At 66.8% G+C, this 16,313-nt stretch carries 15 protein-coding genes; 7 read left to right on the top strand and 8 right to left on the bottom strand.

All coding sequences use genetic code 11. The annotated features are described in order from the left end of the window. A partial coding sequence (locus N5D20_RS21325) for a DMT family transporter (RefSeq protein ID WP_279948140.1) occupies positions 1-879 on the bottom strand: 879 nt, incomplete at its 3' end. Positions 880-970: 91 nt separating this feature from the next. Here N5D20_RS21325 and N5D20_RS21330 point away from each other — a divergent pair. Then, positions 971-1,453 (top strand): YajQ family cyclic di-GMP-binding protein, encoded by a 483-nt coding sequence (locus N5D20_RS21330; protein ID WP_006471121.1) that lies wholly within the window; start codon positions 971-973, stop codon positions 1,451-1,453. A 35-nt stretch (positions 1,454-1,488) separates the two neighbouring features. On the opposite strand, the gene N5D20_RS21335 is transcribed toward N5D20_RS21330, so the two are convergent. The 3 genes from N5D20_RS21335 to N5D20_RS21345 all read right to left on the bottom strand — a co-directional run bounded on the left by N5D20_RS21335 (position 1,489) and on the right by N5D20_RS21345 (position 5,456). Next, the gene (locus tag N5D20_RS21335) at positions 1,489-2,583 is read right to left on the bottom strand and encodes a helix-turn-helix domain-containing protein (RefSeq protein WP_230080630.1); all 1,095 of its coding nucleotides are present in this window, start codon (positions 2,581-2,583) and stop codon (positions 1,489-1,491) included. Between the two features lie 261 nt (positions 2,584-2,844). Continuing rightward, the gene (locus N5D20_RS21340) at positions 2,845-3,972 is read right to left on the bottom strand and encodes an NAD(P)-dependent alcohol dehydrogenase (RefSeq protein WP_049435899.1); all 1,128 of its coding nucleotides are present in this window, start codon (positions 3,970-3,972) and stop codon (positions 2,845-2,847) included. A gap of 17 nt (positions 3,973-3,989) precedes the next feature. Then, positions 3,990-5,456, bottom strand: a complete 1,467-nt coding sequence (locus N5D20_RS21345) for a benzaldehyde dehydrogenase (RefSeq protein ID WP_049435897.1) — start codon at positions 5,454-5,456, stop codon at positions 3,990-3,992. A 193-nt stretch (positions 5,457-5,649) separates the two neighbouring features. Between N5D20_RS21345 and N5D20_RS21350 the strand changes: the two genes are divergently transcribed. Both N5D20_RS21350 and N5D20_RS21355 read left to right on the top strand, forming a co-directional pair. Further along, positions 5,650-6,216: a DUF1415 domain-containing protein gene (locus N5D20_RS21350; RefSeq protein ID WP_049443995.1), complete on the top strand. Its 567-nt coding sequence runs from the start codon at positions 5,650-5,652 to the stop codon at positions 6,214-6,216. Beyond that, positions 6,213-7,016, top strand: a complete 804-nt coding sequence (locus N5D20_RS21355; RefSeq protein WP_197578817.1) for an SDR family oxidoreductase — start codon at positions 6,213-6,215, stop codon at positions 7,014-7,016. Before N5D20_RS21350 ends, N5D20_RS21355 begins: the two co-directional genes overlap by 4 nt. A 73-nt stretch (positions 7,017-7,089) precedes the next feature. On the opposite strand, the gene N5D20_RS21360 is transcribed toward N5D20_RS21355, so the two are convergent. Next, positions 7,090-9,120: a M3 family metallopeptidase gene (locus N5D20_RS21360; RefSeq protein WP_197578818.1), complete on the bottom strand. Its 2,031-nt coding sequence runs from the start codon at positions 9,118-9,120 to the stop codon at positions 7,090-7,092. A gap of 170 nt (positions 9,121-9,290) precedes the next feature. On the opposite strand from N5D20_RS21360, the gene N5D20_RS21365 reads away from it, so the two are divergent. After that, positions 9,291-9,695 carry a hypothetical protein gene (locus N5D20_RS21365; protein WP_197578819.1) on the top strand — a complete coding sequence of 135 codons (405 nt, stop codon included), beginning with the start codon at positions 9,291-9,293 and terminating at the stop codon, positions 9,693-9,695. A gap of 48 nt (positions 9,696-9,743) precedes the next feature. Here N5D20_RS21365 and N5D20_RS21370 read toward each other — a convergent pair whose 3' ends face one another. Continuing rightward, positions 9,744-10,856, bottom strand: coding sequence for a PLP-dependent cysteine synthase family protein (locus N5D20_RS21370; RefSeq protein WP_197578820.1), 1,113 nt, complete (start codon positions 10,854-10,856; stop codon positions 9,744-9,746). Positions 10,857-10,978: 122 nt separating this feature from the next. On the opposite strand from N5D20_RS21370, the gene gloA reads away from it, so the two are divergent. After that, on the top strand, positions 10,979-11,497 hold the full coding sequence (gene gloA / locus N5D20_RS21375; protein ID WP_197578821.1) for a lactoylglutathione lyase: 519 nt from the start codon (positions 10,979-10,981) through the stop codon (positions 11,495-11,497). Between the two features lie 121 nt (positions 11,498-11,618). Further along, the gene (locus tag N5D20_RS21380) at positions 11,619-12,047 is read left to right on the top strand and encodes a VOC family protein (protein ID WP_197578822.1); all 429 of its coding nucleotides are present in this window, start codon (positions 11,619-11,621) and stop codon (positions 12,045-12,047) included. A gap of 67 nt (positions 12,048-12,114) precedes the next feature. Here the strand turns inward: N5D20_RS21380 and N5D20_RS21385 are convergent, their stop codons facing one another. Both N5D20_RS21385 and glmS read right to left on the bottom strand, forming a co-directional pair. Next, a complete protein-coding gene (locus N5D20_RS21385; RefSeq protein WP_106469182.1) occupies positions 12,115-12,546 on the bottom strand; it encodes a CBS domain-containing protein in 432 nt (143 codons plus the stop codon). A gap of 445 nt (positions 12,547-12,991) precedes the next feature. After that, complete coding sequence (gene glmS, locus N5D20_RS21390) at positions 12,992-14,830, bottom strand: glutamine--fructose-6-phosphate transaminase (isomerizing) (protein WP_197578823.1); 1,839 nt, start codon at positions 14,828-14,830, stop codon at positions 12,992-12,994. Positions 14,831-15,033: 203 nt separating this feature from the next. On the opposite strand from glmS, the gene N5D20_RS21395 reads away from it, so the two are divergent. Further along, positions 15,034-16,311, top strand: a complete 1,278-nt coding sequence (locus tag N5D20_RS21395; RefSeq protein WP_197578824.1) for an efflux RND transporter periplasmic adaptor subunit — start codon at positions 15,034-15,036, stop codon at positions 16,309-16,311. Positions 16,312-16,313 lie beyond the last annotated feature (2 nt).

Raw genomic sequence — 16,313 nt, forward strand, 5'->3', positions numbered from 1 at the left:
CTTCGGTGGTTCCTGCCGGTTCACCCGCTCGCGGTGCAGCAGGTACAGCCCCGAGGCCACGATGATCGCCGCACCCACCCAGGTATAGCCGTCCGGCAGCTGGCCCCAGAAGGCCAGGTCCCAGCCGATCACCCAGACCAGGCCGCTGTACTCCAACGGCGCGATCATCGAGGCCTCGCCCAGCTGGAAGGCCTTGGTCAGGGCGATCTGGCCCAGTGCCCCAGCCAGGCCCATGCCAGCGATCAGCGGGGCATGTGCCAGCTGCAGCGGCACCCAACCGGGAATGGACAGCAGCCCGGCACCGATGGCCATGATCACCAGGAACCAGACCACCATCGACTGCGAGGTATCGGTGCGGGTCAGCAGGCTGACCGTGATCGCCGCCACGGCATAGGCCGTTGCCGCCGCCAGCACCATCAGGCCGGGCACCGAAATGAAGCCGTCCACGCCCGGCCGCAGCACCACCAGCACGCCCACCAGGCCGATGCCGATGGCGACCCAGCGCCGCGGCCCGACCCGCTCACCCAGCAACGGCACCGACAGCGCGGCAATCAGCAGTGGGGCAACGAAATAGATGGTGTAGGCGGTGGACAACGGCAGGTCGCGCAGGGCGAACACGAAGCAGCCGATCATCGCCATGCCCAGCCCGCCACGCAGCAGGTGCAGGCCCCAGCGGCGCGGGATCAGTGAGCGCGGGCCGGCGCTGACCAGCACCCAGACCAGCACGAACGGCAACGAGGCCGCACCGCGCAGGAAAGTCACTTCCAGCGTGGGATAGCTGGCCGACAGCTGCTTCATGCCAGCGTCCATCAGCGAGAAACAGGCGACCGCAGCGACCATCCAGGCCACCGCACGCGAAGGGGAGCGTTGCAGGTTCATGGCCCATTATCGCCGACCGCGCGCCCCGCCGGGCGCCGGGCATGGGCGCCGCGATAGAATGGCGGCCACTGAATTCCGCGGAGCCACGCCCATGCCTTCCTTCGACGTCGTGTCCGAAGTCGACACCCACGAGCTGACCAACGCCATCGACCAGGCCAACCGCGAACTGGCCACCCGCTTCGACTTCAAGGGCGTGGACGCCAAGTTCGAGCGCGATGGCGATGTCATCAACCAGACTGCGCCGACTGAGTTCCAGCTCAAGCAGATGAACGACATCCTGCGTGCACGCCTGGCCGCGCGCGGCATCGATGTGCTCAGCCTGGAGTTCGGTGACATCGAGACCAACCTGGCCCAGGCCCGGCAGAAGATCACCGTCAAGCAGGGCATCGAGCAGAAGATCGCCAAGAAGATCGCGGCGGCACTGAAGGACGCCAAGCTGAAGGTGGAAAGCCAGATCAACGGCGACAAGCTGCGCGTGCAGGGCAAGAAGCGCGACGACCTGCAGGACGCCATTGCCGTACTCAAGGCCGGCAAGTTCGAGCTGCCGCTGCAGTTCAACAACTTCCGCGACTGATGCCCCCGCCGGGTCATGCCCGGCGGACTACGCGGTCAATCGCGCAGCAGCTTGTACAGCGTGGTGCGCGAGATCCCCAGCTGGCGTGCAGCCAGGCTGAGGTTGCCGTCAGCGGCCTGGGCCGCGCGGCGCGCGGCCTCACGCTGCTGGTCACGCAGCAGCGGCGCGACCGGATCTGCCGGGGTGCTCCGCTGAGTAGACCGGTGCGCCCCGCCCCGCGGCCCCTGCAGACGCTGCAGGTACACCGCACTACCCTCGCCCAACCGGACCCGATGCGCTGCGCCCGGTTGCAGCAGGCGACGCCGTTGCGCCGCACTGGCGCCAGCAAACAGCGCCTCCAGATCCAGCAGCGGCAATGGCCCCCGCCGTGGCAGGCCCAGCAGGCGCCGTGCAACGCGGTTGGCTGCACGCAGCTGGCCATCCTCCTGCACCGCCAGCAGTCCCTGCAGCGGTGACGCCAGCCAGCGCGGATCATGCTGTACGGCCAGCAGGTGCACGTCGGTGAGGCTATGGAACAAGCGATTTTCGCTGGCCAGCGCAGCCTGCCGGAAATAGCCCTGCAGCAGGGCGGGATCGCGTTCGCCAAGACCGGTGATGTCGATCACCCCACAGACCCGACCGTCGAGATCGTGCAGTGGCTCGCTCAGGCAGAACACCGGCGCGAACCGCTGCAGGTAATGTTCGTTGCCGCGTACCAGTGCCGGCACATCGTCAGCCAGGCTGACCGCCGGCGCGGTGGTGCCGATCTCCGTCTCGCCCAGCTGTCGCCCGACCTGGATCGGCCGCAGCAAGGGAGCATCTTCCAGGCCGTGGGCCTGCTGCGCGATCACCATGCCGTCGCGGTTGGCGCAGAACATCGTCCAGCCGCGCCCACCGAAGGCCGCCCAGAGCTGCTCCAGCTCCGGCTGCACGCAACGTGCCAGGCGCCGGTCGTCGGGATGCGGGAGACGCTGTCCGCCCCCCAGCAGCGGCCGATAGTCCGGCTCCTGCCCCGGTTGCAGGCCCGCCGCGCGCGAACGCAGCCATGACTGCTGCAGCGGCAGCGGCAACACGCCCAATGAGCGCACATCGCCCTCGGCGAAAGCGGCACGTGCCGCCACCAACTGCTGCTGCCCGACTGTCGTGGCCATCATGGAGGCAGCGTACACCCGTCTGCGGCAACGCCACGTTACGTTCCGACAACGGAATGTTTCCGCCAGCGGTTCAAACAAGGGGTCAGAGCCGTTTTACTTTGGAGAACGGCTCCGACCCCGTGCCGACCAACGGTCGGCACCCACCAAAAGCAACCGGACCCACCCCGCCAACCTCAGGAATCCAGCTTCTGCTGTTGCTCTGGCGGCTGCCATTGCTTCGGCGGGTGCAGGGCGCAGCCCTGCAAACCCACCCCACCCTTACGCCGCGATCCGCAGGACCGGCTTGAGCGTGATTCCCTTCGTGCTGTCTTCGGCCGCCTGGTTGATCTGTTCCAACGGATAGAACTTCACCAGCTTGTCGAACGGAAAGCGCCCCTGCTGGAACAGGGTCACCAGCTGCGGAATGAACACCTGCGGCACGCTGTCACCCTCGACGATGCCGCGGATGCTGCGCCCGCCGAGCAGCAGGTTGTTCACATCGAAACTGGCGGTGGTGCCCAGCTTCGGCGCACCGACCACGCCCATCATGCCCAACCCACCCAGTGCCTCGATGCCGGCGGACAGCACGTCCGGACGGCCGGTCGATTCCAGCGCGAAGTCAGCACCACCACCGGTGATCGCGCGCACCGCCTCGACCACATCGGTCTCCCGGCTGTTGACTACGTGGGTGGCCCCCAGCTCCAGCGCAAGCTCCAGGCGCGAAGGCACCACGTCGATGGCGATGATGGTGGTGGCGCCGGCCACCTTGGCCGCCATCACCGCACTCAGGCCCACCGCACCGGCACCATAGCTTGCAAAGCTGCTGCCCGAGCGCACCTGCAGCGAGTTGAGTACCGCACCGGCACCGGTCTGGATGCCGCACCCCAGCGGGCCCAGCAATTCCAGTGGTGCGTCATCAGGCACCTTGATCGCATTGATCTCGCGGGCCAGCGCGTAGGTGGCGAACGAGGACTGCGCGAAGAAGTGATCGTGCAGCGGCTGGCCCTGCGCATCGGTGATGGCGGTATGGCCGTGGCCATCGTCGCCACCGAAATTCAGGGCGAAGAAATCCCTGCAATAGGCACCGTGTCCGCCCCGGCAGGGATTGCAGTGACCACAGGCGCCGTAGGTCAGTACCACGTGATCCCCCGCCTTGAGGTCGCGCACGTTCGGGCCAACCGCTTCGACGATGCCCGCACCCTCATGGCCGAGCACCGCCGGCAGCGGCACCGGATAGTACTGATCGCGCACGATCAGGTCGGTGTGGCACAGGCCGGTGGCCACCACCTTCACCAGCACCTCGTCGTCCTGCGGGCCGCGCAGCGTCGCCTGCTCGATGACGAAGGGCTGCTCCTTGCCGCGTACCACGGCGGCGGTGATCTCACGCGTTGCGTTGTTGTCGTTCATCGTGATGGCTCCTTCGATCAGATCGGGTAAGCGGGCGCTTCGCCCTTGACGGTCAACCACTGCCACTGGGTGAACTCCTCGCCGTTGGCCGGGCCACCGATGCTGGTGCCGTTGCCGGACGCGCCGACGCCGCCGAAGGGATTGATCACCTCGTCATTCACGGTCTGGTCGTTGATGTGCAGCAGGCCGGTACGCAGGCGCTCGCCTATCTTCAGCGCGCGGCCGACGTTGCTGGACACGATCGCCATCGACAGCCCGTACTCGCTGTCGTTGGCCAGGCGCACGGCTTCGTCGTCATCGTCGAACGGCACCACGACCGCCACCGGCGCGAAGATCTCTTCATTGAACGCCGGATTGTCGGCAGAGACGTTGCCAAGCACCGTCGGCGCGAAGAACAGATCGCGATGGGTGCCGCCCGCCTCCAGCGAGGCACCGGCCTGCACCGCCTGTTCGACCACGCGCGCGGCGTGGTCGCGCTGGCCGGCATTGATCAGCGGGCCGATCGCCACGTCTTCGCGCGCCGGGTCGCCCACCTTCAGCGAATTGGCCTTGGCCACCAGTTTCTGCAGGAACGTGTCGTGGATCTTCCGGTGCACAAGCACGCGGCCGGTCGCCATGCAGATCTGGCCCTGGTGCAGGTAGACGCCCCACGCGGTGTTGGCCACCGCCAGGTCCAGGTCTGCATCATCAAGGATGATCAACGAATTCTTGCCGCCCAGTTCCAGCGAGACCTTCTTCAGATGCCTGCCGGCCGCCTCTCCGACCTTGCGGCCAGCGGCGGTGGAACCGGTGAACTGGATCATCGCCACGTGCGGGTCACTGGTCAGTGCGGCACCGGCCGCGCCATCACCGGGCAGCATGTGCAGCACGCCTGCCGGCAGGCCCGCCTGCTCGAACAAGCGTGCGATCACCGCGCCGCCACATACCGCCGTACGCGGGTCCGGCTTGAGGACCACGGCGTTGCCCAGCGCAATTGCCGGGGCCACCGCGCGCATCGCCAGGTAGAGTGGGAAATTGAACGGCGAGATGACCCCGACCACGCCCAGCGGGCGTCGGCGCGCCAGGTTCAGCTTGCCCGGTTCGGATGGCAGAATCTCACCCGTGCTGCGCGACGGCAGCGCCGCAGCTTCATGCAGTGCCTTGATGGTCACCTTGGCTTCGAAGCCAGCCTTCAGGCGGGTCGAGCCGCTTTCGCGCACCAGCCACTCGACCAGGGTGTCGATGTTTTCTTCGGCCAGACGCGCAGCCTTGCGCAGCACGTCGGCACGCTGCTCGTAGGGCGCCGCCGCCCACGCCTGCTGGGCCTGCGCCGCGGCGGCGGCCGAACGCGCGACCTGCGCCGGGTCGGCCAAGCCGATCTCGCCGAGCTGCTGGCCGGTGGCCGGTTCAATCACCGGGTGCCGTTGTGGGGCAGCCTGCCAGTGGCCATCAAAGAAGGCGCCGGCCCAGAGGGCGTCCGGCAGCCACGGGGAAGATGCAGTCATGGGTGTCCTCCTGTGTCGTGCATCCATTCCACGCCCGTCGCCCCGGGCTGGCAATCGGCCATCCATCGATAGCGCGCAACGATTTGAATCGTCAGGGATTTCCCGCTTCGCCACTGTCCAGTTCCTGCACAGTGGACAGCGCAGCACCGGCACACTGCCTACAATGGCGGCCCCGCCAGCCGACGTGCCCGCCATGACCGATTCCCACCTGCCCACCGATGACCCGATCGCCGCCACCCGCCTGTGGCTGGAGCGCATCGTCATCGGCCTGAACCTGTGCCCGTTCGCCAAGGCGGTGTACGTGAAGGACCAGGTCCGCATTGTGCTCAGCGATGCGACCACGCCGGAAGCGCTGGTCGAACAGCTGGCCGAGGAGCTGGTGCTGCTGCGCGATACGCCGGCCGAGCAGATCGATACCACGCTGATCGTGCATCCGCAGGTGCTGACCGATTTCCTCGATTACAACGACTTCCTCGACAACGCCGACGCGGCGATCGAGGCGCTGGACCTGCAGGGCATCCTGCAGGTGGCCAGCTTCCATCCGGATTACCAGTTCGACGGTGTGGCCGCCGACGACGCCAGCAATTACACCAATCGCGCGCCCTTCCCCACCCTGCACCTGCTGCGCGAGGACAGCGTCGCACGCGCGGTGGACGTCTATCCGGACCCGGACGTGATCGTCGAGCGCAACATCCAGACGCTGGACCGCATCGGCGTGGACGGCTGGCATCGCCGCCTGCGTGGCGACGACCTGTCATGAGCCGCGTGCCGCCGATTGCCGCATGGCCGGCCGCGCCGCTGTCGGGCAAGGTGGTGCTGATCACCGGAGGGGCCAACGGCATCGGCCGCGGCATCGCCCAGGCCGTGCTCGGTGCCGGTGGCCGCGTGCTGATCGGCGACCTGGACGTGGAGGCCGGCGAAGCGTGTCTGGTGGAATGGCAGCGCGGTGATGACGCCGCGTTCCAGCGCCTGGACATCACCGACGAAGCCAGCGTGCGCGCGTTCATCGCCGAGGCGCTGCGTCGCTTCGGACACATCGACGGACTGGTCAACAATGCCGGCATCGCAGCGCCACACGGCACGCGGCTGCAGGACATGGACTGGGACGAATGGCAACGCCGCCTGTCGTCGCTGCATGGCGCCTTCCTGTGCAGCAAGCATGCACTGCCGGCACTGTCGGCCAACGCGGCGGGTGCGATCATCAACATCGCCTCGACCCGTGCCTGGCAATCCGAGGCACACAGTGAGGCCTATACCGCCGCCAAAGGTGGGCTGATCGCCTTCACCCATGCGTTGGCAATCAGCGCCGGCCCGGCAGTGCGGGTGAACAGCATCAGCCCCGGCTGGATCGGTACCACGGCCTGGCAGGCACCCTCGCGCCGCCATGAGCCCGATTACTCGGCCACCGACCACGCCCAGCATCCGGTCGGCCGGGTCGGCCGCCCCGAAGACATCGGTGCACTGGCGGTGTACCTGCTGTCGTCGCTGTCCGGTTTCAGCACCGGCCAGGATTTCATCGTGGATGGCGGCATGACCCGGAAGATGATCTACGCCGAATAGAAAAAGGGGACGGAGGGGATTAAGTCGTTTGTGCACAAACGACTTAATCCCCTCCGTCCCCTTTTTTTTGCGTTTACGCCATGCCCGAATGGCGCAGCAGCGCATCGATCTGCGGCGCGCGCCCACGGAAGGCCTTGAAGTTCTCCGCCGCCGGGCGACTGCCACCGCGCGACAGGATCTCATCGCGGAAGCGTGCACCGGTTTCCGCCAGCGCCTGCGGCGCTTCTTCGAACGCGGCGTAGGCATCGGCGCTCAGCACCTCGGCCCACTTGTAGCTGTAGTAGCCGGCCGCATAGCCCCCCGCGAAGATGTGGCTGAACTGGTGCGGGAAGCGGTTCCAGACCGGCGGATGGTTCACCGCCACCTCCGCGCGCACCCGATCAAGCAGCGCCAGCACGCTGTCCTGCGCTGGTTCGAACTGGCTGTGCAGCAGCATGTCGAACAGGCCGAACTCCAGCTGGCGCACGGTCGCCATGCCGCTATGGAAGTTGCGTGCAGCCAGCATGCGTTCGTACAGCGCGCGTGGCAGCGGCTCGCCACTGTCCACGTGCGCGGTCATCGCCTGCAGGTGGTCCCATTCCCAGCAGAAGTTCTCCATGAACTGGCTGGGCAGCTCCACTGCATCCCATTCCACGCCATTGATACCGGCCACGCCCAGTTCGCCGATGCGGGTCAGCAGCTGGTGCAGGCCATGGCCCATCTCATGGAACAGCGTGGTCACTTCATTGTGGCTGAAGGTAGCCGGCTTACCATTGGCACCGCGGCCGAAGTTGCACACCAGGTAGACCAGCGGCGTCTGCACGCTGCCGTCCGCGCGCACGCGGCGGTTGCGGCAATCATCCATCCACGCGCCACCGCGCTTGCCTTCGCGCGCGTACAGGTCCAGGTAGAACTGGCCAACCAGCGCGCCCTGCGCATCGACCAGACGGAAGAAGCGCACATCCTCGTGCCACACCGGCGCGCTGTCTTCCTGCACGCGCAGGCCGTACAGCTGCTCGATCACCGAGAACAGGCCGCCCAGCACCTTGGGCTCGGTGAAGTACTGCTTCACTTCCTGCTCGGAATAGCTGTAGCGCGCTTGCTTCAGGCGGTCGGCGGCGAATGCCAGGTCCCAGGCCTGCAGGCTGTCGATGCCCAGTTGCTCGCGTGCGAACTGCTCCAGCTCGGCGCGGTCCTTGGCCGCGAACGGTTTGGCGCGCGAAGCCAGGTCACGCAGGAAACCGAGCACTTCGGCCGGGTCCTGCGCCATCTTGGTCGCCACCGAATAATCACCATACGAACCGAAGCCGAGCAGCGCGGCCAGTTCCGCGCGCAGGGCCAGGATGCGGTCGATGTTGCCGCCGTTGTCCAGCGCGTCGTCGCCGAATTCGGATGCGCGCTGCGCACTGGCGCGGTACAGGATCTCGCGCAGGTCGCGGTCCTCGCCCCAGGTCTGCACCGGCAGGTAGCACGGCATCTGCAGGGTCAGTTTCCAGCCGGCCTTGCCATCCTTCTGTGCTGCGGCATGCGCGGCAGCCTTCACATCTTCCGGCAGACCCTTCAGTCGCGCTTCGTCCTCGATGATCAACGACCACGCATCGGTAGCGTCCAGCACATTCTGCGAGAACTTCGCCGACAATGCCGACAGTTCTTCCTTGATTGCCGCGAAGCGCTGCTGCGCCTCGGGCGCCAGTTCGGCGCCACCGAGGCGGAAATCACGCAGGGTGTTGTCCAGCACCTTGCGCTGGGATTCGTCAAAGCCTGCGGCTTCCGGGCTGTCGGCCAGCGTCTGGTACTGCCGGTACAACGCCAGGTTCTGGCCCAGCGCGCTGGCGAAGCGGGTCACCCGTGGCAGGTTGCTGTTGTAGGCCTCACGCAGTTCCGGGGTGTTGACCACGCCCTGCAGGTGGCCGACCAGGCCCCAGGCGCGCCACAGCCGCTCGGTGGCATCGTCCAGCGGGGCAACGAAGGTCTGCCAGGTGACCGGCTGCACCTGCTCGGCCGCGCTGACGGCGGCTTCGGCTTCGGCCAGCAGCACGTCCAGCGCCGGCGCCACGTGCTCGGGGCGGATGGCCTCGAAGCGCGGCAGGCCGGAAAAATCGAGCAGGGGGTTGGCAACGGTCACGGCAGATCTCCAGGGTACGGGCCCGACAGGCGGGCAGCATGCAGGATATGGCGCTGGCAGGCAGGGCTGACAAGGGGGCACGGCCCGGCATTCACGTCGGCCTTACGGTCGCGGCTCGAAGCTCTGGCTGCGGGGGAGTCCGCAGCGGTACGCACCGAACGAGGCCCTACATGGAAGGTCTGGCTGCAGTTGCATCCGCCTCACCGGCCCGGTCACTGGCATTGTCCGCCAGCCCGGCCGAACTGACCTGGATCGCCGCATTGTGCGATGCCGGCGACGACGCCCCACGTCACCTGCATCAATTGCAGGCTGTGCTGCAGCAGGGCGGCACGTTCAGCGATGCCCAGGAGTGGTACCCGTTCGAAGTGATCGAACGCGGCGCCAGCCAGCTGCGGCTGGGCCATGAGCGCGAGTTCGTGATCTGCGTGCTGCTGTGGCTGCAGGCGCTGGCCCAGGGACGCGCCAGCATCCTGGACCCGAGCCTGCACCTGGATGACCGCGCGATGGACATCGAGGCCTTGCCCGATGCGCTGCGCGATGCGGTGCTGGACGCGTTCACCGCAGCGGGGTATTGAGACGCCCTCGTGACCGCCGGGCCATGCCCGGCGACAACGTCGATCGTCCTACAGCACTTCCAGGCTGCACCACGACAGTTCCGGCAACCCCTGCCCGGCCACTGCCGCCGCCAGCTGTGCGTCGGCACCGTCCACGTCGATGCCCTGCCGCGCGTACCACGCCGGGTCGTAGTAACTCTGCGCGTAACGCTCGCCGCTGTCGCACAGAATGCTGACGATGCTGCCCTGGTGGCCCGCCTCGCGCATCCACTGCGCGGCCTGCAGCACACCAATGAAGTTGGTGCCGGTGGAGCCACCGACGCGGCGGCCGAGCTGGCGGCTGACATGGCGCATCGCGGCCAGGCTCAGCGCGTCGGGCACCTTCACCATCGCATCCACACTGGTCGGGATGAAACTCGATTCCACACGCGGCCGGCCAATGCCTTCCACGCGCGAACCGCCGCTGCAGGTCAGGCCACGCCAGTCGGGCTCACCAGCCACGGCGGCCTGGTAACCGTCGAAGAACACCGACACTTCCGGGTCCGCGCAGAGAATGCGGGTGTCGTGCCGGCGGTAGCTGACATAGCGGCCCAGCGTCGCTGCAGTACCGCCGGTACCGGGGCTGCACACGATCCATTCCGGAACCGGGCTCGGCTCTTCCGCCATCTGCTTGAAGATGGACTCGGCAATGTTGTTGTTGGCCCGCCAATCGGTGGCGCGCTCGGCATAGGTGAACTGGTCCATGAAGTGGCCGCCGGTTTCGCGGGCCAGCTTCTCCGATTCATCGTTGAGTTCGCAGGCGCGCTCGACCAGATGGCAGCGGCCCCCGTGGAACTCGATGGCGGCAATCTTCTCCGGCGAGGTCGTGGCCGGGATCACCGCGATGAACGGCACCCCCAGCAGACGCGCGAAATAGGCCTCGGACACCGCCGTCGAACCGCTGGATGCTTCGATCACCGGCCGCCCTTCGCGCAGCCAGCCGTTGGTCAACGCATACAGGAACAGCGAGCGCGCCAGCCGGTGCTTGAGGCTGCCGGTGGGATGGCTCGATTCATCCTTCAGGTACAGGTCGATGCCCTCGAACCCGGGCAGCGCCAGCGGGATCAGGTGGGTATCGGCGGAACGGTTGAAATCGGCTTCGATCTTGCGGATGGCGGCAGCCACCCATTCACGCTGCGACATGGCGGGCAATGCTCAGAACGGAACGGTGCGATCCGCCCATTGTACGTCGCGGTGCCGTCAGGTGACGGCCGGTAGAATGACCCCATCCGGCCGGCAACGGCCCTGTCTGAAGGACCTCCCCCATGACCATTCCCGCCCTGCGCGATGTCCCCGGCGTCGCCGCCCAGGCCCCGGCCGAAACCACCGGCTTCGTGTTCAACCACACCATGCTGCGGGTCAAGGACATCACCGCCTCGCTGGACTTCTACACCCGCGTGCTCGGCTACCAGCTGATCGACAAGCGCGACTTCCCGGAGGCCCAGTTCAGCCTGTACTTCCTGGCCTACGTGCCGGCCAACGTCACGGTGCCGGAAGATGACAACGCCCGCCGCCTGTGGATGGCCGGCCTGCCAGGCGTGCTGGAGCTGACCCACAACCACGGCACCGAGACCCAGGACGGTGCGGTCTACCATGACGGCAACAGCGACCCGCGCGGCTTCGGCCACATCTGCGTGTCGGTGCCGGACATCGAGGCCGCCTGCCGGCGCTTCGAAGACCTGGGCGTGACCTTCCAGAAGCGCCTGACCGACGGCCGCATGAAGAACCTGGCCTTCATCAAGGACCCGGACGGCTACTGGGTCGAGATCATCGCCAACGCCTGACCCGGAAAAGGGCACAATTCTGGTAGCGCCGGGCCATGCCCGGCGGCCTTGAGCAGGCCGCGCTGCGCGCTCGCCGGGCACGGCCCGGCGCTACCGACTCCGTCCCCTTTTTGAGGTTCGTATGGAAACGATGGAACTGCACCGTGGCCGCCTGATCGACCACATCCAGCTGGTGGTGCGTGACCTGGCCGCCAGCCGCCGCTTCTACCAGGCGGTGTTCGATACGATCGGCATTCCGATCGCCGGCGAAGGCGATGATTACTTCTGGGCCGATGAGCTGTTCATTTCCAGCGCCAGCAGCGAGGCCGCTGCCGGCCGGTTGACCGGTCGCCACCATCTGGCGTTCCAGGCCCGCCATACGGCCACCGTCGATGCCTTCCACACCGCAGCCATCGCCGCTGGCGGCACCGACAACGGTGCACCGGGCGAACGCCCCTACCATCCGGGCTACTACGGCGCGTTCGTGCTCGATCCCGATGGCAACAACATCGAAGTGGTCTACCACGGCCCGGCCAACTACAGCGCCGACTCGGTGAAGGTCACTTTCTGATATCACCGAAGCCGTGAACGAAGAAGCCGGGCAATGCCCGGCTTCTCTGCGTCCAAGGGTCCAGCCCTCAGTGGGCCGCCATGTAGATGTCCTGCAGCACGGCCTTTTCCAGCTCCAGCTCGCCCAGCAGGTTCTTCACGATATCGCCCAGGCTGAGGATGCCGACCAGGCGGGTGCCTTCGGTGACCATCAGATGACGGCGCCGCGAGTACGTCATCAACGACATGGCCTGCTTCAGGGTGGCCTCCGGGGCGATGCCTTCCAGGCCGGTGGACGGCACGCTGGAAATCACCCGGCGGCCGGCCTGCGGGCCGTCGTCGGCCAGGGTGCGCACGATGTCCTTTTCGGAAATGATGCCGACCGGGGCATCGTCCTTCATCACCACCAGCGCAGCGATCTTGTTCGCGCTCATCTTGTGGGCGGCGGCACCGATGGTGTCTTCGGCGTCGATGGTGATGACAGCTTCTTTCTTGGATTGCAGGAGTTCGCGGACGTTCATTCTTGTTTCCTGGTGCAGGTCACTAAGTCAAAAAGTGTGCTCTTCCGATACGCCCCCTCCCCGGGAACAGACCTTTCAGCGCACGTCTGGCGCACCCGGCTGCCGCTTGGAATGGATCGGCAGACGACGTGCTGCAACGCGAACGAGGTGGGCTCAACCGCTCAACCCGGACCTCGGTCGAATCGATTCTACGACTGCGACCATCGGTCACTACCGGCATCGATAGGACAGTTCGTCGTGGGAACCAACTGACGATCCAGAGAATGGCACCGCGGCTGAAACCGCCGCTGAATACTGGCGGTGCCACGCGTTAAAGATTGATTGCGCCCTGCCGAAGGCGGACAAAGCACGCGGCGGCTGTCCCACTTTCCACAGCTACCGACGCAAACGAAAGGGGCCGCGCAGGCCCCTTTCGCATACAGCATCCAACAGAGCCGGGAGTGCTTTACTCCACCGTCACGCTCTTGGCCAGGTTGCGCGGCTTGTCCACGTCGGTGCCACGTGCCAGCGCGGTGTGGTACGCCAGCAGCTGCACCGGAATGGTGTGCACGATCGGACTGAGCACGCCGGCATGGCGCGGCGTACGAATCACGTGCACGCCTTCGGACTCGTTGAAGTTGCTGTCCTGGTCGGCGAACACGAACAGCTCGCCGCCGCGCGCACGCACTTCCTGCATGTTCGACTTCACCTTTTCCAGCAGACTGTCGTTGGGCGCGATCACCACCACCGGCATGTCCTCGTCCACCAGCGCCAGCGGGCCATGCTTCAGCTCACCGGCCGGGTAGGCCTCGGCGTGGATGTAGGAGATTTCCTTGAGCTTGAGCGCGCCTTCCAGCGCGATCGGGTAGTGCAGGCCGCGGCCCAGGAACAGCGCGCTGCTCTTGCGCGCGAATCGCTCGGCCCACGCAGCGATCTGCGGCTCCATGTTCAACGCGTGCTGCACGCTGCCCGGCAGGAAGCGCAGCTGCTCCAGGTAGTCCGCTTCCTGCGCGGCGTCGATGCGGCCATGCAGCTTGCCCAGCACCACGGTCAGCTGGAACAGCGCGGCCAGCTGGGTGGTGAAGGCCTTGGTCGAGGCCACGCCGATCTCGGCGCCGGCGCGGGTGTAGCAGACCAGTTCGCTGGCGCGCGGAATCGCACTTTCCGGCACGTTGCAGATCGACAGCGTGTGCTTATGGCCCAGCGACTTGGCGTACTTCAGCGCTTCCATCGTATCCAGCGTTTCGCCGGACTGCGAGATGGTCACGATCAGATGCTTGGGGTTCGCATAGGCCGCGCGATAGCGGTACTCGCTGGCGATTTCCACGCTGCACGGCAGGCCGGCGATGGCCTCGATCCAGTAGCGCGCGGTCAGGCCGGAGTAATAGCTGGTACCGCAGGCGATGATCTGCACGCCTTCAATGCCCGACAGCACGGCTTCGGCATTCTTGCCGAACAGCCCGGCCGGGAAACCACCGGCGTCGATCGCCGCCTCGATGGTGTCGCCCAGCGCGCGCGGCTGCTCGTGGATTTCCTTCTGCATGAAGTGGCGGTACGGGCCCAGCTCCAGCGAAGCCAGCGACACATCGGACAGATGCACGTCGCGCTCGATGGGCTGGTCATGCTCATCGAAGATGCGCACGCCGTCACGGCGGATTTCGGCGGTGTCGCCTTCCTCCAGGAAGATCACCTTGCGCGTGGCCGAGATCACCGCCGAGACGTCGGAGGCGACGAAGTTCTCACCCTCGCCCAGGCCGACCAGCAGCGGGCAGCCCATGCGCGCGCAGACGAAGCGCTCCGGCTCGGCACGGCTGACCACGGCCAGCGCGTAGGCACCGGTCAGTTCCTTCACCGTGTGCTGCAACGCCACCAGCAGGTCGTCGCCGTCCTTCAGGTGATGGTGGATCAGGTGCGCGATGACTTCGGTGTCGGTCTGCGACTCGAAGGTATAGCCCAGCGCGCGCAGTTTCTCGCGCTGCTCTTCGTGGTTCTCGATGATGCCGTTGTGCACCAGCGCCACGCCGTGGCTGATGTGCGGATGCGCATTGGCCTCGGTGACACCGCCATGGGTGGCCCAGCGGGTGTGGCCGATGCCCAGCACCGCATTGAAGCCCTCGGCCTCGGCCGCAGTGGCCATTTCCGACACACGCCCGGTACGACGCACGCGGCGCACCTCGGACCGCTCGGCGTGGTCGATCACCGCGATACCCGAGGAATCGTAACCACGGTACTCAAGGCGCTTCAGACCCTCGATCAGCACCGGCACTACGTCGCGATCAGCGATCGCACCCACGATTCCACACATGTCACGCGTTTCCTTGAAGACGATCGGCGCATTCTAGCCTGCGGGCCCGCGCTCCCCCTCCTGTCCGCTTAATGAAAGTGTCCGGAAAGGTGTCCGCGGACACCCGGACACTTCAGCACGCCTCCCAACTAATTGACCTGAAAGGAAATAAACTTGGCACGCTACGTGCTTGGTACTGGCTACCACCGTCAGGCACGCACCCGATGATCCGCGACACTTCCGCACAGGACCAGATCGTTTCCTCCGCCCCGGCCGGCACCACCCGCGCCAACTGGCAGCGCTACCGCTGGCCGGCACTGGGCGCCATCGTGCTGCTCGCCGGCATCGGCTGGGCCGTGCACGCCTGGTCCAACGCCAGCCGCTCCTTCGACAGCAGCCGCGTGCGCATCGCCGAAGTGAAGCGCGGCGACCTGGTCCGCGACATCGCCGCCGACGGTCGCGTGATCGCCGCCAACAGCCCGATCCTGTACGCCATCTCGGCCGGTACCGTGGACCTGAAGGTGGTCGCCGGTGATGTGGTGAAGAAGGACCAGGAGCTGGCGGTCATCGACAGCCCGGAACTGCGCAGCAAGCTGGCCCAGGAGCAGGCCACCCTGGCCGGCCTGGAAGCCGAGGCCAGCCGCGCCGCGCTGGACGCCACCCTGGCCCGCGCCAAGTCGCGCAAGGAAACCGACCAGGCCACCATCGAGCGGCAGGCTGCCGACCGCGACCTGCAGCGCTACCAGCGCGGCTACGACGGCGGTGCGGTGCCGCAGATCGACCTGGCCAAGGCCAAGGACTCGCTGAAGAAGGCCGACATCACCCTGGCCAACGCCACCACCGATGCGCGCCTGCAGAGCCAGGGCGCCGACCTCGATGCCCGCAACAAGCGCCTGCTGGCCGACCGCCAGAAGGCCGTGGTGGCCGAAGTGCAGCGCCAGGTCGATGCGCTGACGCTGCGCGCCCCGTTCGATGGCCAGGTCGGCCAGGTGCAGGCGGTGCAGTCCACCAACCTGGCCGCCAACGCCCCGGTGCTGGGCGTGGTCGACCTGTCCAAGTTCGAAGTCGAGATCAAGGTACCGGAGAGCTTCGCCCGCGACCTGGCGATCGGCATGCCGGCACAGCTGACCGGCGGCAATGGCCAGCCGTTCCCGGGTGAGATCAGCGCGGTGTCGCCGGAAGTGGTCAATGGCGAGGTCAACGCCCGCGTGCGCTTTGCCAGCGCGCAGCCGGAAGGCCTGCGCCAGAGCCAGCGGATGTCGGTGCGCGTGCTGCTCGATACCCGCAAGAACGTGCTGAAGGTCGAGCGCGGCCCGTTCGTCGAACAGGGCAATGGCGTGGCCTACGTGATGGATGGCCGCACCGCCGTGCGCCGTCCGGTGGAACTGGGCGTCAGCAGCCTGGGCGAAGTGGAAATCAAGTCGGGTGTGCAGCCGGGCGACCGCATCGTGGTCTCCGGCAGCGACCTGTTCAAGGACGCCGAACGCGTCTCCGTCAACTGATA

The sequence above is a fragment of the Stenotrophomonas sp. GD03877 genome, from assembly GCF_029840555.1.
Lineage (GTDB): Bacteria > Pseudomonadota > Gammaproteobacteria > Xanthomonadales > Xanthomonadaceae > Stenotrophomonas > Stenotrophomonas geniculata.